Below are 18521 nucleotides of genomic sequence, written 5' to 3'. Positions count from 1 at the left end.
CTGTGTATAAGGTTGTGGAAAAGGATTCATCTGGAGTGACAGTATTCGACAACAAAATGAATAAGCGCTTCCCATAAATGAGTCCTAGGGTAGCGCTTTTCAAATTATAAAGTTTCGAGTTCTTCTAGTAAGATAAGCCATTTTTCAGCTGATATATCATGCTCCGTTTGGAGACTATCTATATTAGCTTGGATTTCCATTAATTTTAGATGGTCGTCTGAGAAATCGGGGTGTTCAAGTTCGGTTTGAAGTTGCGAAATATTTTTATCTAGATTTGCAATTTCTAATTCGATTTCTGTGATTGCCCGAGTTAGTCTTCTCTTCTGTTTTTTTAACTCTTTATCATCATCCAGTACAATTTCTTTGGTTTGTGTTTTATTAGCAAGTGCAGCATTTTTGTCTGCTAGAAGCTCGGCTTGCTCTTGCTTTTTGTCAATAAAGTAATCATAATCACCAAGATATTCTACGGCGCCGTTTGCTGAGATATCAATTACCTTTGTTGCTATTCGGTTAATGAAGTACCTATCATGCGAAACGAACATTATTGTTCCTGGGAAGTCATCTAATCCATTTTCAAGTACTTCTTTACTATCCAAATCTAAATGGTTTGTTGGCTCATCTAGAATAAGTGTATTCGATTTTTGTAGCATTAATTTAGCAAGGGAAAGTCGTGCTTTTTCTCCTCCGGATAATGAAGTAACGGATTTTCCAGCATCATCGCCTGTAAATAGGAAGCGCCCTAAAATACCGCGTACATCCTTTTCGTTCATAGTCGGCCAGTCACTCCAAAGTTCTTCTAAGACAGTGCTTGTCCCCATTAGTGTTGCTTGTTCTTGATCATAGTATCCGAATTGGACATTTGTACCGTAGCGAATTTCTCCGCCCAGTGGTTTTTGTATCTTAAAGATTGTCTTTAACAAAGTAGACTTTCCAACACCGTTTGGTCCAATTAACGCAATACGATCGCCTTTATACACGCGCATATCAAGGTTTTCTGATACAGGCTTGTCGGAATAACCAATGGCGAGCTTATCAATTGCCAGAACGTCGTTGCCGCTTTGCTTATCAATTGTAAATCTAAAATTAGCTGACTTCTCGTCGCCATCAGGGGAATCCATCCACTCTGTTTTTTCCAACACTTTGCGCCTACTTTGCGCCATTTTAGAAGTAGATGCCCTTGCTATATTCCGTTGAACAAAGTCTTCAAGATTCGCTTTTTCACTAGATTCACGTTCAAACAGTTTCATATCACGCTCATAGTTTTTCGCTTTTTCATTAAGATAAGTCGAATAGTTTCCGACATACTTTGTTACTTTTCTTCTTGAAACTTCATAAACAACATTTACAATTTCATCTAGAAAATAGCGGTCATGTGAAACAATAAGTAGTGCTCCTTCATAGCCCGTGAGATACTTTTCAAGCCAGCCAAGCGTTTCTATATCTAGATGGTTGGTCGGTTCATCGAGAATGAGTAAATCTGGATTACGCAGTAGCATTTTCGCAAGGGCAAGCCTTGTTTTTTGACCACCAGACAGTAGATTCACGGATTTGTCATAATCCTCAGGATAGAATCGCATACCGTGCAAGATAGAACGTGTGTCAGATTCATATTGATACCCTTTTGCATCTTTGAATTCAGTTTGAAGTTCATCGTACTCGGATGAAACACGAGCAAACTCATCTGGATCCGAATAGACCTTAGCGTCAGCCATCTGTTCTTCAAGTGAGCGAATTCGTTTTTCCATTGCACGAAGGGGTTCGAAAACTGTCATCATTTCATCCCAAATTGTGAGTGCTGAATCAATACCCGAATGCTGTTCTAGATAGCCAACTTTGATGTCTTTGGGGATAATTAAGTCACCAGAGTCTGAAGTATCTTCACCTGCTATTATTTTTAATAAGGTAGATTTCCCAGCACCATTTCGACCGACAAGAGCAACACGGTCTCTTTGGTGAACTTCAAGTTGTACATTATCCAATATGGTCGTTCCCGAAAATGATTTAGTTAATCCATTTACTTGTAATACAATCACATAGAACACCTCTATTCTTATATAGTCTATTATAACTGCAATCTGCTCGCAATAGTCAGCTTTACAATAATAAGCTTTTACGGTACGATAGAAACGATTTTAGAAGCACGCTGGAGGGGTATTATGATTGAAGAAACACCTAAAATTTCACAGGCGACGTCAAAAAGACTGCCACTTTATTATAGATTTCTTCAAAACTTTGCTGCTGCCGGGAAGAAGCGTGTATCCTCAAGCGAATTAAGCGAAGTAATGAAAATAGATGCGGCAACGATTCGAAGGGATTTTTCTAATTTTGGTGCGCTTGGTCGAAAGGGATATGGCTATGATGTCGATTATCTTGTAGACTTTTTCCGCAACACACTTGACCAAGATGAAGAGACGGACGTTGCGTTAATAGGCGTTGGTAGTCTCGGTAGTGCTTTTTTAAAATATAACTTTCATAAAAACCACAATACACGTATTGTACTTGCATTCGATCCGAAAGCACCTATAGAAGGAAAGTTAACGAGTGGAATAGCAGTTTTCCATCCGGACTTGATTCAAGAAAAGATTAAAGAGTACGGAATTGAATTAGTTATTCTAACGGTGCCAGCTCATAGTGCTCAAGAAGTTACGGATGGTTTGGTTGATTTGGGGATTAAAGGTATTCTTAATTTTACACCAGTTAGATTGTCGGTTCCAGATACGATTCGCGTACACACAATTGACTTGTCAGTGGAATTACAAACGCTTATTTATTACATGAAAAATGACGTAAAATATTCATAATTACAAACGTTCATTCATAGCTAAAACAACAGTTTTCATGTAAAATATAATCATACAGAAGATTGAATTTCAATTCTTCTAATAGGGAGGTGTCCGATTATGCCAGGTCCAATGAGTCTAATTATTATCGCGATTATTGCGTTACTTGTATTCGGTCCGAAGAAGTTGCCTGAAATCGGAAAAGCATTTGGTTCTTCATTGCGCGAATTTAAAAGCGCTACAAAGGGTCTCGTCGAAGATGACGATGATACTACTGTGAAGAAGATAGAAGATAAGAAAGAAGAAGTGAAGTAAGTAAGGGTGTTAGTCCGATGAATGAAAAGAATTTAACAATCATTGAACATATAGATGAATTTAGAAAGCGGCTGTTTGTTATCGTCGTTTTCTTTGTTATTGCAGTACTTGGTAGTTTCTTTCTGGCTAAGCCGCTAATTCAATTTCTTCAGATTGACGGTGAAGTTAGAAATATTTCATTAAATGCATTTAATGTTGTCGATCCAATTATGATTTACTTGAAAGTCATCATCTTTATTGCGGTCATTATTATTTCACCGGTTATTATGTATCAGTTTTGGTCATTCATTTCACCAGGGCTTCATGAAAAAGAGCGTCGAGCGACACTTAGTTATATTCCATTTACGTTTTTACTTTCAATAGGCGGCATCTCGTTTTCTTATTTTGTTTTACTCCCTTATGTAATGAAATTTATGATGAACTTATCAGATGACTTGGGGATTATACAAACAATCGGTATTAACGAGTACTTTAGCTTTCTATTTCAGTTAACGATTCCATTTGCTGTGGTGTTTCAATTACCTGTTGTTCTTTTGTTTCTAACGAGGTTGGGTATATTGAATCCCACGTTACTAGTAAAGTTTAGAAAGTATGCGTATTTTGGTTTATTTGTTATCGCAGCCTTTATAACACCGCCAGATATTGTGTCACATTTATTTGTGACAGTTCCGCTGTTTATCCTTTATGAGATTAGTATTGTCATATCCCGTGTTGGATATCGAAAGTATTTGAAGGCGGAGCAACAGCGTCAAATTGATGAAGTTGAAGAACAATAAAAAATTCTTCCATCCGATAAAGGGTGGAAGAATTTTTTTATTGAAATAAGTTGAAGAATGCTTCGTTTAATTTCTGGAACTGCTCTAACTTTTCGATATTAAGTTGAATAATAACAACAAAACCATTCATTAAGAGATGGGCAATTATAGGTGCTAACAATCTCTTTGTTTTATAATAAATGAATGAGAAAACGAGAGCTGGTGCCATATAAACTAGTAAATGTTCAAGCTCACCATGAACTGCAGCGAATACAATAGCGCTAATTATTGCCGCAATGAAGAAGTTTGTTTTTTGATATAACCCACCAAAAAGAACCCGTCTGAAAATGATTTCCTCCAGTAGTGGTGCGAAAATGACCATGGACAAAATAATAATAGGTGAAACCCTGGCGATATCAGAGAGCATTGCCGTATTATCAGAACCAGCCTCTATGCCGAACCAAATCTCTATGTTGGCAGCAATTACTTGACCAAGTAATGCTAAGAAAAAGCCAATGACACCCCATAAAATTGTTTTACCATATGAATACTCTTTTCCTTTGAAAACGTTTAAAAACTTTTTGTTTTTTAAGATTAAAATAATAAAAATTATTGCCGCAACCAGATTCACACTGAATAATGCCCATGCAACACCGTGGTACTTTGCTTCTTCTAATGTTAAATTTGCATCTCCGGTGAAAAATTGAATAAAGGGTTTGGCGAAAATAATACTGCATATATGCATAACGATATATGTCATAATGAGATAAATAGAGATTTTCCAGTTTTTCAAGTTTTCCATCCTTTCCTATAACTAAGTGAAACTGTAAGTCTTTTCGCATGTGAATACTTATGACGTTTAGATTTGTACTTTTGCTATATGGATGATGTTATTTTATCTGTTTTAGAGAAGATAAGCAAAGAGAACAAAATATGAGTGCTTTACTTGCAAATTAAGCAAATGTTTACTATCATTAGAAATGTGTTAGCACTCCATATGGATGAGTGCTAAAAAATGATTTATTAAATTTGAGGAGGTTGTTTTACTTGTTGAAACCATTAGGTGACCGTATCGTAATTGAGCTAGTTGAGGCTGAAGTAAAAACATCAAGCGGCATTGTATTACCAGACTCTGCACAAGAGAAACCGCAGGAGGGTAAAGTAATCGCTTCAGGTACTGGACGTGTTCTTGACAATGGCCAGCGTGTTGAGCTTGAAGTTAAAGAAGGCGATCGCATCCTTTTCTCAAAGTATTCTGGAACAGAAGTAAAATACGAAGGTAATGAATACTTAATCCTACGTGAAAGCGACGTTTTAGCGATTATCGGCTAATTAAAGGTTATATGAAAATAAAAACGTGAAATTTCAGGAGGGAACTTATAAATGGCTAAAGAAATTAAATTTAATGAAGATGCACGAAGCGCAATGTTACGTGGAGTAGATGCACTTGCAAATACAGTTAAAGTAACACTTGGACCAAAAGGACGTAACGTAGTTCTGGAAAAGGCATTTGGCTCACCACTAATTACGAACGACGGTGTAACAATTGCTCGTGATATCGAACTTGCAGATAAGTTTGAAAATATGGGTGCGAAACTAGTTGCCGAAGTAGCTTCAAAAACGAATGATATCGCAGGTGACGGAACAACGACTGCCACTGTTCTTGCTCAAGCAATGATCAGTGAAGGTTTGAAAAACGTTACAGCAGGTGCAAACCCAGTTGGAATCCGTAAAGGTATTGAGCTAGCTGTATCAACTGCTGTTGCTGGATTAGAAAGCATTTCTAAGTCAATTGAAGAAAAAGAAGAAATTGCACAAGTTGCTGCTATTTCATCAGGTGACGAAGAAGTTGGGAAACTAATCGCTGAAGCAATGGAGCGCGTTGGTAACGATGGTGTTATTACAATTGAAGAGTCAAAAGGATTCACAACTGAACTCGACGTTGTAGAAGGTATGCAATTTGACCGTGGATACGCGTCAGCTTATATGGCTACTGATACGGACAAAATGGAAGCTGTATTGGACAACCCTTACATCTTAATTACAGATAAAAAGATTACTAATATCCAGGAAATCCTACCTGTACTTGAGCAAGTTGTTCAAGAAGGAAAGCCACTACTAATGATCGCTGAAGACGTTGAAGGTGAAGCACTAGCTACACTAGTTGTAAACAAACTTCGCGGTACGTTTAATGCTGTAGCGGTTAAAGCACCAGGATTTGGTGACCGTCGTAAAGCAATGCTTGAAGATATTGCGATTCTTACAGGTGGAGAACTTATCACTGAAGATATCGGTTTAGATCTTAAAGCAACTGACATTACGCAATTGGGTAGCGCAACGAAGGTTGTTGTTACTAAAGATAATACGACAATTGTTGAAGGTGCTGGAAATTCAGTACAAATCCAAGGTCGTGTTAATCAGATTCGTACGCAACTTGAAGAAACAACTTCTGAATTTGATAAAGAAAAACTTCAAGAGCGTCTTGCTAAACTTTCAGGCGGCGTTGCTGTCATTCAAGTCGGTGCAGCTACTGAAACTGAACTTAAAGAACGCAAACTTCGTATTGAAGATGCTTTGAACTCAACACGTGCAGCTGTAGAAGAAGGTATTGTTTCTGGTGGCGGTACTGCACTTGTAAACGTTTATAAGCAAGTAGAAACTTTACTAGAATCTACTAAGGGCGACGTTGCTACTGGTATTCGCATTGTACTTCGTGCACTTGAAGAGCCAGTTCGTCAAATCGCTAACAACGCTGGTCTTGAAGGATCAATCGTTGTAGATCGTCTTAAGCGTGAAGAAATCGGTATCGGTTTTGATGCAGCTGAAGGCACATGGGTTAACATGATTGAAGCAGGTATCGTGGATCCAACTAAAGTTACACGTTACGCACTTCAAAACGCAGCATCTGTTGCAGCTATGTTCTTAACGACTGAAGCTGTAATTGCTAGCGTTAAAGAAGAAGGCGGCATGGGTGGAATGCCTGATATGGGCGGTATGGGTGGAATGGGCGGCATGATGTAAGCCATACTGTCTAAAAGATATTTTACAGCGTCAACCTTGTAATTTAAGGTTGGCGTTTTTTTATAGAGGTTTTTACTACTTGGAAATAGCTCTTAGGGGTTATTTGAAAAGTTGAAAAATGACTATCTTTATTTTCGTATTTTTTTATTTATCATGAATGATATGAAGTAATATTCAGTATTTATTCATTCGAATTTAATAAATATTTTCAGTTCACGATTCATGAATTCAATAATTCTGGTTTATTCAAAAAAAACAGTCCTAAGGTACCGGTTCTGATTTCATTTAAGATATTTATGTAATGAATTACTTATAAGGAATAGTTTAACTGAATATCGTCTAAACGATTTATTATGGATAATCTTGGATAACACCATAAGGCGTAGTGTCTATATACCCAGTCGTTTATAGTCTAATAATGATTTTTTTTGACAATCAATTCAAAACTATGCTTACATTAAATGGACTAATAAAAAGTCTTTTGAATTACAGGAAATACCTGAATTGGAATGGTGAATAGTAAACCCTCGTTTCAATCAGTTATTTTATAAATACTATAAATGAAATGGAGATGTTTTTAATGTCAGGAATTATTCGTGTAACACCCGCAGAGCTATCAGCAATGGCAAACCGCTATAATCATGAATCAGGCGAAGTTGCATCACAGATTGGCCGTTTAGACGGCATGATTGGTGAATTGCAGTCAATGTGGGAAGGTGCATCAAGTGCAGCATTTGCTGAACAATATGAACGTCTTAAGCCACATTTCAATGAAATGAGAGAATTGTTAAACGAAGTGGGGATCCAGTTGAATCGTGCAGGCGAATCATTACAGGATGCAGATCAGCAAGTTGCCAGTCAAATTCGTGGCTAATCCAATCAATACAAAAGAGTTCAGGAGCGTCTTTTTCTCTAGAAGAAGACGCTTCTTCCTAATGAGGTGAATGAAATGTACATAGAAGTTACAGTGGACTTAACAAATTACAATGGAGATATATTCGATCTTAGGCATTCCAATTATCATTCAATGAAAAAGTTAATTGATATCGCTTGGCAAGCCCAGGGCATCTTACGTTAGAAGTTTGTGGGGTCACGACAGGAGACAGACTTGAAATCGTCTAAAGGGGAAATCTAAATGTCTAAAAAAATGATAACCTATTTGAAAGGTTTAGTAGATGCAGAATTAAATAGCGAAGAGAATAGAGTTACACTCGTATTTCAAAAAGAACGAATTGGTCTTAAAAGTATTGCTGTTTTATCTTTTTTAAAAGATTTGGAACCAAAGATTAAGAAAGAACTTCTATTAAATATGAGCCTGAAACTTTATTTATATGGGGAATCATTAGTACCGCAACCGTGACCATTACTATGTTAACAAATATCTACTTTTTAAATCGAAATCAGGAAATTGAAACTTTCGTGATGGAGTAAACGTATGAAAGTAAAGACCGTGATTACGGTAATTGTAATGTTCATGTTCATATGGCTCCCCGAACGGAAATAATATAAGGACGCTCATTTTTCTGCGTTTAATTATACTCAGTATGGTTGTAATGTTCTTTTTTTTCATACCTAAATTCGTTCAAGTATCTCCTAATGATGAAAGGAAATGGAGGGTTCGATAATGCTTTTTTACTACTATGCCTTGAAAGCAAAAAAACAAAAAGATGTGGAACAGTTAAATGCATGTCAGAGCGAATTGCAAACGAACCAAAGCGAGTTTACTAATAATACGTGGAAATGCTTGAATCCAGAATTGACAACAACGACATGGCACGGAAAACATGCTAACGATTTTGAGGACATTCGGAATTCGGGTATTCATTCTCCATATCTAGAGATTGCAGGGGAACAATTTGCAAATGTCTTTAAAGCAATTACTGCGAAAATCACAGAGTTAAACGCTGAAATTGTATCCATTCAACAAATAATTGACAGATTACTTGCTGAAATCGAGGCACGGAATTCTAATGCGATTCAATAATCTTATGGACGGGAGGAATATGGATGTCAACAGAAATTAAGGTCATTTATGCAGATGTAGAAAATCAATTAGCTGAAATGCAAGGGACTACTGAGGCGATAAATCCAAAAGCAGCTCCCCCTATTACAGGAAATACATTGGATGTTGTTACCAAACTGACAGAGTTGTCCACGCAGTTAGAAACAATTTTGGCAAGTTATCAGAAAATATTGATCAGTAATATTCAAACGACTGAACAATCTGTTCAATTTATCCGTGAATCGGATGAGAAAGTTGCCACTGGTGTCGGCGCCGCTGCAACTGGAAGGGGAAGTGCAATGAAATGAAAATAGTGAATGTCAGTACATTTATAGAAGGAATTAAAAACAATATAGAATTACTGGATCGTCTCCAAACAGATACTAAAAATATCGAATCTTCTATCGAGAAACTGGTTGTTATGGATGAGTCACTGAAAGGGAAGGGAGGAAATGCAATTAGAACGTTTTATAACGAATGCCATTTACCATTCCTCCAATTTCTGTCTTTATTTAGAAGCAACTTCAATAGTGTTCTTACACAAATGAAATCTGCACTTGATACACTCGAACCGAATCCGGATGGATATATCCAAATCAGCTTTTTGGAAGGTGAAGTGGGATCCGAACTTATAAAGATTGCGAAATTGACGGAAAGCCTAACCGATGAAGCTAATGTCATTATGGGTAAAGTTTCTGATATTGTTTCCCTTCCACTACTAAATGACGAAGATGTACAACGAGGGGTGAAATCTGCACAAAAAGACCTGGATGGCACCGTTGCTGATGTAAATATGTTTGATTCTTCTCAAACAAACGCTTTAACTAGCGTAGAATCAGACTTGATAACAATGGAGCTCTGGATAATGGATATCCAGTCTTTGATGCAGGGAAATTTGACAGATGTATCTTTCCCAGCAGACATGTGGGCAAAATATGCTCCAACGACACCTTTACAGATTGTTACAGAACATCGGTTATCACCTGGAGGTAGTACGTTGTCGAGCGGTGAGCAGAAAGAATTCGGAAATGGCTACGTTAATCTGGAGGATCTGAAGAGCATGAAAAAGGAAGCGGGTACCACAACTGCAAAAGAGAGAATCAGTTCCGTTGATAAACCTTTGGAAGAGCTGGCTAATGGAAATATATCATGGCAAAGCAATGACGGCAATCATGTTGTTAGTACAGGTAGCGCAATCAATTATCAAGACTTGGGTGTGAAGCCGGATAAGATTAATTTATACGGCTACGACGTACATTACACTGTTAAGGACGGTAATTTCATGGTTTTTAAAGATAACCCAAGTTTACATTATTATACACAGGGAGCTGAGCAGGGGCAGTTCAACTACTTCTCGGGTAAAGTAGCCCAAACGACAGCCAATCTAATTGGAACGGGTGGGATTTTCAAAGTACTTGGTAAAATCCCTGGCGCCAATAAAGCTGCGGACGCCATAAATAAGAAATCTCCACATGTAGGCTCAGGGACGAAAACAATTGGTTCATATGAAATTCAGAAAAGGATTCCTGTTTGGGGTGAACTCATTGGTACCCCGGTTCCAGCTGTAGGTTCAAAAACAGTGATTCTCTATATAAGTGAAGACGGCGATAAATGGCCAAAAAGGGTCCGTTTCGAGATCAGCCCAAAAGGCGAGGTCACTCCGCATAAATGGGAAGTGAACTAATTTGTGAGTAGGGTGCATTAGTAAAGGAGGTACGGAATGGGACCGATACAAATCATCATTCTTTTTACAGTTTTTATCATCGTGAAAAATTACATGTGGGAAAAAGAGAAAAAAAAACCGACTGTGTTAGGCACAGCCATTGAAATTATTGTCATTGTAGTTATTGTGTTGGCATTGGATTACTTTTTTCCGATATTAAGATAATGAAATGTCAATTCATGCTTACTAAATAGAAACTGGATGCATCCATAATAAAAGGTTGTACAATAAATGACGTGGGTGAAAGAAAATCCACTACTCTTTTTAACAGAGTAGAGGATGGAATTTCGCTAACGTCTTTTTCTTATATAGTGATAGTGAACTACAAATACTACCTTCTACATGCTCTATTTCCGTTCCCAGCGGACGGGTTACACGGGGCGGGTGGTAAGTCTCCTCGGTCGCATTCGCTCCACTTAGTTCAATTGATTAATCGTTCGATGAATCAATGGCACATACAAGTCATGAATCACGAAGACATGAAATAGGATCGCCAATTGAAGCGTTACTGGCACCTGTTACTTACAAATGCATCTAATCGATCGAGTACAGAATCCAACTATTATACGCTGTTTGGGCAGCGACTAGAAAGTAGTATCGTAGAAGAACTGTTAGTCTACAGTCCTGTTTTAAAGGATAATTACACTCTTTATCAAGTGTTGTTACAAGCGATGTCTACGCGTGATTTCAAGTCAATCAATGCCTGTTTAGCGAAACCCGCGACAGCACTCATTTCAACCTATATGAGAACAAGTTTAAAGACAGTAAGAAAACAGCTTCCGTTTATCGAAAACAGCTTTATTTATCCTTATACTAATGGTCGAATTGAAGGCATTAATACTCAAATCAAGGTTTTAAACCGTGTTGCTTACGGCTATAGAAATTTCTTGAATTAGAAAAAAGCGGATTCATATTCACTTTAAGCTGAAAGCAATTGATTCGAAAATTATTAACACACATCAAAAACCCTTCTACTCCAATGCAGGATAAATCTGCTTTGAAGCCTAACGGCTCTAGGTTTTAAGCTATTCTAGTTGATTGGCGTGCAAGCAAGAAAGATTGAACTATATCTTTCTGCTCTTAACGGCGACTCTGGCGGGTAGGACGAATGTAGTTCAAATTCGTCCCGGGGACAGGTAAGACCCAGCCGGGAGCGAAGCGATCCGATGCGGCTTACCGCCCACCCCGCAGAACGCGTCAGCCTGGAACAGAAAATCAATGGTGAACCGGACTATTTATTTCCACTTACTTTAGCCAGTCATAGTCGACAAGATATTATTCGAGAATATGAATTAACAGCATCTGCAGTAGATAGGTAGATTACACAATTCAGGCAGTCTGGTTCTTTCAAAGAGAAAGATAATAAACCTCCAGAAGAGCAGGAATTGGTTATCCTACGTAAGCGAAATAAACAGCTAGAAATGGAAGTAGATATTCTAAAGCAAGCAGTGCTGATTATGGGACGAAGATAGATGTGATTCAACAGAACCGACACAAATATTCTGTATCAGCAGTGTGTAAAGTCTTACAAATAGCACGCTGCACCTTTTATTACGATACTGAAATATCGGCTCAAAAAGAACAGCGAAAGATTGGAGAAGAACGAATACTAAAAGAAAAAATTAATGTAATTTTTAAAAACAACTTTAAAGTTTATTGCACACGGAAACTAAAAATAGAACTAGATAAATAGAATGAAGACTTTACAATCTCCAGACGTCGAATTGAAAGATTGATGGGTGAACTTGGCATTCAATCAAAATACGCTAAACCGTCTTATAAACCAATGACGACAAGACCAAACGAAGAATCCGTTAGTAACGTTCTAAATCTAGAATTCGAAGTGGGCAAAGAAATATCCGTATTAGTAAGCGACTTAACTTACGTGAAAGTAAGACACCGCTGTAGTTGCGTGTGCTTCTTAATTAATTTATACAATCGTGAAATTGTCGGGTGGAGCGTCGGAGCACAAAAAGACGCAGCTCTAGTCCAACATGCCTTTGATTAGGTTAAATCCCCATTAGGGAATGTGAACTTGTTTCATACAGATCGCGGTTCTTAGTTTAAAAACGTAGGGATTGATGAATTATTAAGTGGTTACAAAATCAAAAGATCACATTATCATAAGGGGAACCCTTATGATAATGTGATCGCAGAGGCAACTTTTAAGATTCTAAAAACAGAATTAATCAACGGAACGCACTAACAAACCCTTGAACAGCTGTCTCTTGAACTTTTCGATTATGTCAATTGGTACAATAATATCCGTTCGCACAGCACGTTGGGCTACCTAAGTGGGGTTACTTATAAAAATTCAGCCCTTAATAAAATTGTTTGATTTAGTGTTGACATACCAATTGGTGAGAGGCCTTTTTTGTGTTTCAATTAACTACTACTACTACTACTCTCTTACAGTTAGATGGATAGTAGTTAGAAATTGGTTCTATGAATTTAACAGGGGGCACCACACAAACCACCCTCAATAAATCGGTATTCCCTTCTTCTCCAGCAATCCCTTTAGCTCTGGATATCTGTTTCTGCTAAGTGGCAACTTGGAGTCGGTGTCGATTAAGTCAACGGAATAGGATCTTGAGAAGGGATCAGGATAAATTGCCTTAATTTGGTGGATCGGTACTAAAAAGGATTGATGGGGTCGGTAAAATTCGAAAGGTTCAAAGATGACTTCAAGATTTTTCATTGTGTCGCTGGAAACAATAGAATTGTTGTTTTTGCAAATGATAGAAAGAATTCTTCCTTTTTTTTCGACGTATAAAACATCATTTATGCTAATAATTTGAATGCCGTTTGCAGTTTTCATGCCGATTTTCTGTTCTTTTTGTGGACTTGACGAAGGTTGCTTGATTTCTTTCACCCTGTTTAATGCTATTTCTAGCCGTAAGACGTCGATGGGTTTAGTTAAAAAGTCAACAGGATGGGATTCGTATCCTTTTAAAGCAAAGCCTGCATGTCCTGTGATGAAGATGATGGAAGCCGATGGATATAGTGGTTGCACGTGGTTTGCAAGTTCGATTCCTGTCATACCATCCATTTCAATATCTAAAAACAGTAACTCGACTTCGTGTTCCTGTAAAAATGCAATGGCACCTTTTCCACTATTTACTATGCCAATAACGTTTATAAAAGAAAAGGATTGTAAGTACCCTGTTAAAGTGTCAATAGAATTTTGGTCATCATCTACGATTAACGCGTTAATTTGCATAGCGTTTCCATCCTCCCTTCAGAAATTAATGTATGAGTGGATGCTCAAAATGTCGGGTAGAATGTATTAAATTACCTTACTGATAAACATCGCACTGTATATATGTGATACTTTCAATTTTGTGTTATTGGAATTCGTGCATTCATCGTGATTTTTCCATCGCTGAGTATAGGAAATAGAACTCCCCCGTAGTGAGCAATAATATCAGCAATCGTCGGCAATCCAATTCCTTCATGTAACGATTTAGTTGAGAAACCAAGATCAAACATATGTTGCAACTGCTGTTCCGTCATATTTGTTTCATTTGTGATTGCGAACCGAATGTAGTCGTGATCTTTGGATATTTCAATTTCAATTATAGGTTTTTCTATTATATTTTGTTCTACTTCTTCCATTGCATTATTTATTAAATTTCCAAGTATTTTATTCGCTTCATAAATCGTGCACGGCATGTCTTCCAAATCATCTTGTAGATGAAAGTTCAATGTAATTCCTTTTTGCATAGATATGATGTTTAAGGTCGATAACATTGCTCCGATTGCAGGATGATGCAAAGGCAGTAACGCGTTAATTTGCCGTGCTTCTTCTGCGACGTCTTCGATATAGTTACGAGATTCCTCATATTTATCGTTGTTGATCAGCCCATAAATAGAGTTTAAATGAATATTGAAGTCATGTCTCTGTGACCGAATAATTGTATAAAAGGATAATAAATCTTTTTGATATTCCTTGTCCAATGTAAATTGGATACGCTCAATATTATGCACCACAATATTTCTAGAAAAGAACAACAAGAGAAAACACGTCAGGATCGTCCAAAACATGACGAAAATTCGGTAATTTATTGTGAAATATAGTAATTGAGTGTACGTGTAATAAAGAAAGAGATTTACGGATATTAGAATTAAAATAATGAAAACAAGATGAAATTTGTATAAATTAGATTGTGCACCCTCTTTTAAAGGAAACAACCATCTTTTTGGAAATAAAACAGGCGCTTGTCTGTACACGACTAAGGATATAAATATATTGCTCATCATAACGAAAACAGTGAGCGCCACTTGAATGACAGGGTCACTGGATACATCGCTGCTTAGTAAAGCGATATCGAACAAATTATGGGCGAATAGTTTAATAATCGCTAAATCGTATATAAGGGCTAGAAGAATCGCCAAAATCGTTTGTGAGAAAGGAACTTTTAGAAGCAAAACGATAACAGGAATTAAACCTGCGTATAAGGCTATTAAAAGTAGGTTGCTGTCAATTATTAACTGGGCTAAGTAATAGAGTACCCCAAACGTCAAACTGAGATAAATAGTGTATCTTCCGATTTTAGAAAGGTTTACTTCTACTAATGAAAAACCAATTAAAAGACTCGTATGTATTGCAATTGCCGAACTGACGATAGAAATAAGAATTAAAGCAAGATTCCAATCCATCCAATCACCTATAACTTTATAATAAGAACAAAGCTCATTATACCATATTTATGATGTTGTCTCAAAAAACATGTCATGCATTCTGCAGCAGATTGGTGTTAAAAAGTATAATAAACATCTGCATCAAAATTGGGCAGTTATCCCGAATAGTTAGAATACATACCCAGATAAACACGAAAACTACCCAGATAATGAAATGCTATTGAAATTAATAGACGCAAGAAAGATAATTAGGACATTACTTTTGGGTTAATAAAGTGAATATTGAAACAGGTCAAGGAGGTATACGTTCGTTCGATAAGATGAAAGTATAAAGTAGTGATCCGCCCAAAAAACAATAGATGAATATTTATACCCAATACTACTTATTTGTACCATAAAGATTAATAATTTGGAGGGGATCAGATGTCTAGAATGATAGAAGTAACAAAAGACAGTTTTAAACAAGAGGTAATGGAATCTGCCATGCCGGTTTTAGTTGATTTTTACACAGATGATTGTGGGGCATGTACCGCATTAACACCATTACTGGAAGAGTTATCTGAAGAATATGCAGGTAAGATTTATATGACAAAATTCTATGTAAGCATAGAGGAAGTCCTAGCTAACTCAAATGAAGTTATGAATAAATACGACGTGATGGGATTCCCTACGATACTCATACTTAAAAATGGTGAAGTTTTGAACTCATTATTAGGCAGTCAAACAATGGGTACTTTACTCGAGGCACTCGAAGCGATTGATAACTAAAAAAATATAGACAAACATGTACTGAATAGCTTGTAAATTAAAAGGAGGAACAAATGATGCGTAAATTAATGTTGATTTTATTCACTATGCTTTTGGCTCTGGGAATTGCTGCTTGTGGAAACGATAAAGCAAAAGAAACGGATAAAGATATAGAAAAAGATCCAGTTGTAAAAGAAGACGTAGCAAAAGAGGAAGACAAAGCAGATGAGAGTGCAGCTGCCGAGGGCGAAACAGGCTTTGAAGATTTGATTATTTATATGGAAGCAATGGGTTTTGAAATGGGCGATCCTGTCGAGCAAGTAGAAGGAGTAGCTGAATCACTAGGCGCAGAGAAAGGTATTCTAATTCCTGTAGATGAGATTGAAGTTCAGCTTTATCTATTTGATCCAGAAGGTCCTAATTATGATGAAGAGAAGTATACAGGAGCTAAAACAGACGGCATTATCACAATCGATATTGGCGGAGAAGAATTTCCGATTCCAGTATTAGTGAATGGCAACTTTGGACTTGCGAATCATGAAGACCATTATAAAGGCAAAGAAATTGTAGAAGCTTTTAAAGATTTTTAAGATAAATAATTTTTAGTGGTCGTTCCCTGTGCATCTGCCAATAAAGTGGTGTAGATGTATGGGGTATGTGGCCAATTATCTTGATTTGATCTTTAAAGGCTTTTTACTTGAATTGATTTTAGAGAAAGTAATTTCCGGCATACGAAGGGGTGAGATTGTCATGAAAAAGCGGAATGAGAAAGATCATATAGTAAATAAAGATATCGATACAAAAGAGAAAACATGGAAACCTTTTATTAAATTGTTGTTTAGAGCGAAATTGCCTTACTTTTGGATCATTGTTGTTACTGTTATTATGTTGTCTGAGTCAGCATTAACGCTAATGTTTCCGCAATACATAGAAAAAATTGTCGGAGGGAATGTACAACGAGCAATAGTACTCGGTGCAGTTGCGGTAATTGTTGGAAGGATAGTTCTGACAGGCGTCTCCAGGTTTATTACAAAAATCACGATGTATAAAATTGATAAAAGTTACCGGAACTTAATATGGAAACAGCTTATGCATTCGCCAATTAAGTTATATGACAAAGTGAAACCGAATGAAATGATTAGCCGTGTAACAACGGATACTTCTAAAATCAGCATTATCTTCTCCTATATTGTGCCCTCATTCATTTCAATTATATTCATGACGGTCGGAGTCATCGCGACTCTCTTTACGTATGATTGGAGACTCGGGTTAGCACAGGCCATTTTTGTACCCATTTACGTAGGCTTTTACTTTTGGTATGGCCGATGGAGCTATAGTGTAAATAGAACCGTTCAAAGTAAATTAGCTCGATTGACACAATTCTTATCCGAGTTGTTGCAAAATATCCCGTTAATTAAAACATTTGTTACTGAACAGCAAGAAGATGTTCGGGGCAAGAAGAATATTCAGTCGTTCTATAGAGCATCGGTAAATAGAGGACTCATTACGTGGATTGAACATCCGATGACTGGAATATTAGGTGTCATTCAATCCGTTCTCGTTATTGGGTTAGGTGTTTGGCTCATATCGAACGGCAGTATTGAACTCTCCCAGTGGGTCGCATATTTCATCTATGTTGATTTATTGTATGGCGTTTTGGCGACATTTGGATCCTTGTATGTCATGTTGAAGGAAAGCCAAGGTGCTACAGCTCGCATCGCACAAATCGTGGAACATCCAGAAGAAGCGTATATTCGAAAGCAAACCTTAACAAATGTAGAACAAGACCTTATATTTAATGATGTGAATTTTAATTATGGCGACAAGAAAGTGTTGTCGAATGTGAGCTTTACCGTTCCGCATGGCAAACTCACTGCAATTGTTGGTCCGAGTGGAGGAGGAAAAACGACGATTCTTTCACTAATCCAACAATTTTATCAAGCGAATCCAAATTCAATCAAATTAGGCGATACACCTATAGAAGACTTTCATTTAAAAGAATGGCGCGATGCATTTGGATATGTTGCTCAGGACAGCACGATGTTAAGTGGAACGATTCGAGAAAATATTATGTACGGTGTAGACCGTGAAGTAAGTGATATAGAGTTGAATGAAGCAGCTCTAAAAGCGAATGCTCTTAAATTCATCCAAGAAACTCCGCATGGTTTTGATTCGGATGTCGGTGAAGGCGGCGGAAAACTGTCTGGTGGACAACGTCAAAGAATTGCGATTGCAAGAGTTATTTTAAGGAATCCGCAATTTATCTTACTTGATGAAGCAACGTCAAGTCTAGATACTCGCTCCGAAAAAGTTGTTCAAGAAGCAATGGATAATTTAATGCAAGGTCGAACGGCGATTGTTATTGCGCATGATTTGACTACAGTAAGAGATGCCGATCAAATTATTGTACTCGATGCTGGAAAGGTTAGCGGCATTGGCAAACACGAAGAACTAATGGAAGAAAATGAACTATATCGGTTATTTGTAACTTTGCATTCAAATTCTCCAACGAGCTAATTGAACAATTTGAACTTTAA

Annotated in this window: 19 protein-coding genes and 2 pseudogenes; 17 read left to right on the top strand and 4 right to left on the bottom strand. The window is 37.2% G+C overall.

Annotation, left to right across the window (positions count from 1 at the left end):
* Nucleotides 1–104: 104 nt before the first annotated feature.
* Nucleotides 105–2033: an ABC-F family ATP-binding cassette domain-containing protein gene (locus AC3RV6_RS16325; protein ID WP_489747021.1), complete on the bottom strand. Its 1929-nt coding sequence runs from the start codon at nucleotides 2031–2033 to the stop codon at nucleotides 105–107.
* A gap of 123 nt (nucleotides 2034–2156) precedes the next feature.
* Here AC3RV6_RS16325 and AC3RV6_RS16320 point away from each other — a divergent pair, with 123 nt between their 5' ends.
* The 3 genes from AC3RV6_RS16320 to tatC all read left to right on the top strand — a co-directional run bounded on the left by AC3RV6_RS16320 (nucleotide 2157) and on the right by tatC (nucleotide 3871).
* Nucleotides 2157–2801, top strand: coding sequence for a redox-sensing transcriptional repressor Rex (locus AC3RV6_RS16320; protein WP_489747020.1), 645 nt, complete (start codon nucleotides 2157–2159; stop codon nucleotides 2799–2801).
* 99 nt (nucleotides 2802–2900) lie between these two features.
* A complete protein-coding gene (gene tatA, locus AC3RV6_RS16315) occupies nucleotides 2901–3095 on the top strand; it encodes a twin-arginine translocase TatA/TatE family subunit (RefSeq protein ID WP_489747019.1) in 195 nt (64 codons plus the stop codon).
* A gap of 17 nt (nucleotides 3096–3112) precedes the next feature.
* Nucleotides 3113–3871 (top strand): twin-arginine translocase subunit TatC, encoded by a 759-nt coding sequence (gene tatC, locus AC3RV6_RS16310; RefSeq protein WP_489747018.1) that lies wholly within the window; start codon nucleotides 3113–3115, stop codon nucleotides 3869–3871.
* 37 nt (nucleotides 3872–3908) lie between these two features.
* On the opposite strand, the gene AC3RV6_RS16305 is transcribed toward tatC, so the two are convergent.
* Nucleotides 3909–4643, bottom strand: a complete 735-nt coding sequence (locus AC3RV6_RS16305; RefSeq protein WP_489747017.1) for a CPBP family intramembrane glutamic endopeptidase — start codon at nucleotides 4641–4643, stop codon at nucleotides 3909–3911.
* A 254-nt stretch (nucleotides 4644–4897) separates the two neighbouring features.
* On the opposite strand from AC3RV6_RS16305, the gene groES reads away from it, so the two are divergent.
* The 11 genes and pseudogenes from groES (at nucleotide 4898) to AC3RV6_RS16250 (ending at nucleotide 12934) form a co-directional block, all read left to right on the top strand.
* Nucleotides 4898–5182 (top strand): co-chaperone GroES, encoded by a 285-nt coding sequence (groES, locus tag AC3RV6_RS16300; protein WP_489747016.1) that lies wholly within the window; start codon nucleotides 4898–4900, stop codon nucleotides 5180–5182.
* Between the two features lie 51 nt (nucleotides 5183–5233).
* Nucleotides 5234–6871: a chaperonin GroEL gene (groL, locus tag AC3RV6_RS16295; protein ID WP_489747015.1), complete on the top strand. Its 1638-nt coding sequence runs from the start codon at nucleotides 5234–5236 to the stop codon at nucleotides 6869–6871.
* 580 nt (nucleotides 6872–7451) lie between these two features.
* The gene (locus AC3RV6_RS16290; protein ID WP_489747014.1) at nucleotides 7452–7745 is read left to right on the top strand and encodes a WXG100 family type VII secretion target; all 294 of its coding nucleotides are present in this window, start codon (nucleotides 7452–7454) and stop codon (nucleotides 7743–7745) included.
* A 75-nt stretch (nucleotides 7746–7820) separates the two neighbouring features.
* Nucleotides 7821–7940 (top strand): annotated as a pseudogene (locus tag AC3RV6_RS16285) (ubiquitin); the annotation flags it as partial.
* A gap of 66 nt (nucleotides 7941–8006) precedes the next feature.
* Complete coding sequence (locus AC3RV6_RS16280; RefSeq protein WP_489747013.1) at nucleotides 8007–8231, top strand: hypothetical protein; 225 nt, start codon at nucleotides 8007–8009, stop codon at nucleotides 8229–8231.
* A gap of 264 nt (nucleotides 8232–8495) precedes the next feature.
* A complete protein-coding gene (locus AC3RV6_RS16275; protein WP_489747012.1) occupies nucleotides 8496–8855 on the top strand; it encodes a YwqH-like family protein in 360 nt (119 codons plus the stop codon).
* A 23-nt stretch (nucleotides 8856–8878) separates the two neighbouring features.
* Complete coding sequence (locus AC3RV6_RS16270) at nucleotides 8879–9181, top strand: YwqI/YxiC family protein (RefSeq protein ID WP_489747011.1); 303 nt, start codon at nucleotides 8879–8881, stop codon at nucleotides 9179–9181.
* Complete coding sequence (locus AC3RV6_RS16265) at nucleotides 9178–10557, top strand: ribonuclease YeeF family protein (RefSeq protein ID WP_489747010.1); 1380 nt, start codon at nucleotides 9178–9180, stop codon at nucleotides 10555–10557. The genes AC3RV6_RS16270 and AC3RV6_RS16265 overlap by 4 nt, the downstream gene beginning before the upstream one ends.
* Before the next feature lie 36 nt (nucleotides 10558–10593).
* Entirely contained in the window at nucleotides 10594–10761 is a 168-nt protein-coding gene (locus AC3RV6_RS16260; RefSeq protein ID WP_489747009.1) for a hypothetical protein, read from the top strand.
* 332 nt (nucleotides 10762–11093) lie between these two features.
* Entirely contained in the window at nucleotides 11094–11492 is a 399-nt protein-coding gene (locus AC3RV6_RS16255; protein WP_489747008.1) for a transposase, read from the top strand.
* Between the two features lie 306 nt (nucleotides 11493–11798).
* Nucleotides 11799–12934: pseudogene (locus tag AC3RV6_RS16250) on the top strand (IS3 family transposase).
* Nucleotides 12935–13075: 141 nt separating this feature from the next.
* On the opposite strand, the gene AC3RV6_RS16245 reads toward AC3RV6_RS16250, so the two are convergent.
* Both AC3RV6_RS16245 and AC3RV6_RS16240 read right to left on the bottom strand, forming a co-directional pair.
* Complete coding sequence (locus AC3RV6_RS16245) at nucleotides 13076–13816, bottom strand: LytR/AlgR family response regulator transcription factor (protein WP_489747007.1); 741 nt, start codon at nucleotides 13814–13816, stop codon at nucleotides 13076–13078.
* Between the two features lie 113 nt (nucleotides 13817–13929).
* Nucleotides 13930–15255 carry a sensor histidine kinase gene (locus AC3RV6_RS16240; RefSeq protein ID WP_489747006.1) on the bottom strand — a complete coding sequence of 442 codons (1326 nt, stop codon included), beginning with the start codon at nucleotides 15253–15255 and terminating at the stop codon, nucleotides 13930–13932.
* Between the two features lie 405 nt (nucleotides 15256–15660).
* Here AC3RV6_RS16240 and AC3RV6_RS16235 point away from each other — a divergent pair, with 405 nt between their 5' ends.
* The 3 genes from AC3RV6_RS16235 to AC3RV6_RS16225 all read left to right on the top strand — a co-directional run bounded on the left by AC3RV6_RS16235 (nucleotide 15661) and on the right by AC3RV6_RS16225 (nucleotide 18501).
* On the top strand, nucleotides 15661–16005 hold the full coding sequence (locus tag AC3RV6_RS16235) for a thioredoxin family protein (RefSeq protein WP_489747005.1): 345 nt from the start codon (nucleotides 15661–15663) through the stop codon (nucleotides 16003–16005).
* Between the two features lie 53 nt (nucleotides 16006–16058).
* Nucleotides 16059–16574 carry a hypothetical protein gene (locus AC3RV6_RS16230; protein WP_489747004.1) on the top strand — a complete coding sequence of 172 codons (516 nt, stop codon included), beginning with the start codon at nucleotides 16059–16061 and terminating at the stop codon, nucleotides 16572–16574.
* Nucleotides 16575–16734: 160 nt separating this feature from the next.
* Nucleotides 16735–18501: an ABC transporter ATP-binding protein gene (locus AC3RV6_RS16225; protein ID WP_489747003.1), complete on the top strand. Its 1767-nt coding sequence runs from the start codon at nucleotides 16735–16737 to the stop codon at nucleotides 18499–18501.
* Nucleotides 18502–18521: the final 20 nt, after the last annotated feature.

It is taken from the genome of Sporosarcina sp. So3-204 (assembly GCF_058068165.1).
Note: the sequence above shows the minus strand (reverse complement) of the source record. Positions and strands in the feature narration are given on the sequence as shown.

Excerpts from the sequence above, each read along its gene's own strand:
- AC3RV6_RS16260 (WP_489747009.1), top strand. The coding sequence starts at position 10,594 with ATGGGACCGATACAAATCATCATTCTTTTTACAGTTTTTATCATCGTG.
- AC3RV6_RS16265 (WP_489747010.1), top strand. The coding sequence starts at position 9,178 with ATGAAAATAGTGAATGTCAGTACATTTATAGAAGGAATTAAAAACAAT.
- AC3RV6_RS16235 (WP_489747005.1), top strand. The coding sequence starts at position 15,661 with ATGTCTAGAATGATAGAAGTAACAAAAGACAGTTTTAAACAAGAGGTA.
- AC3RV6_RS16225 (WP_489747003.1), top strand. The coding sequence starts at position 16,735 with ATGAAAAAGCGGAATGAGAAAGATCATATAGTAAATAAAGATATCGAT.
- AC3RV6_RS16270 (WP_489747011.1), top strand. The coding sequence starts at position 8,879 with ATGTCAACAGAAATTAAGGTCATTTATGCAGATGTAGAAAATCAATTA.
- tatC (WP_489747018.1), top strand. The coding sequence starts at position 3,113 with ATGAATGAAAAGAATTTAACAATCATTGAACATATAGATGAATTTAGA.
- AC3RV6_RS16290 (WP_489747014.1), top strand. The coding sequence starts at position 7,452 with ATGTCAGGAATTATTCGTGTAACACCCGCAGAGCTATCAGCAATGGCA.
- AC3RV6_RS16275 (WP_489747012.1), top strand. The coding sequence starts at position 8,496 with ATGCTTTTTTACTACTATGCCTTGAAAGCAAAAAAACAAAAAGATGTG.
- AC3RV6_RS16320 (WP_489747020.1), top strand. The coding sequence starts at position 2,157 with ATGATTGAAGAAACACCTAAAATTTCACAGGCGACGTCAAAAAGACTG.
- AC3RV6_RS16280 (WP_489747013.1), top strand. The coding sequence starts at position 8,007 with ATGTCTAAAAAAATGATAACCTATTTGAAAGGTTTAGTAGATGCAGAA.
- AC3RV6_RS16230 (WP_489747004.1), top strand. The coding sequence starts at position 16,059 with ATGATGCGTAAATTAATGTTGATTTTATTCACTATGCTTTTGGCTCTG.
- AC3RV6_RS16240 (WP_489747006.1), bottom strand. The coding sequence starts at position 15,255 with ATGGATTGGAATCTTGCTTTAATTCTTATTTCTATCGTCAGTTCGGCA.
- AC3RV6_RS16245 (WP_489747007.1), bottom strand. The coding sequence starts at position 13,816 with ATGCAAATTAACGCGTTAATCGTAGATGATGACCAAAATTCTATTGAC.
- tatA (WP_489747019.1), top strand. The coding sequence starts at position 2,901 with ATGCCAGGTCCAATGAGTCTAATTATTATCGCGATTATTGCGTTACTT.
- groL (WP_489747015.1), top strand. The coding sequence starts at position 5,234 with ATGGCTAAAGAAATTAAATTTAATGAAGATGCACGAAGCGCAATGTTA.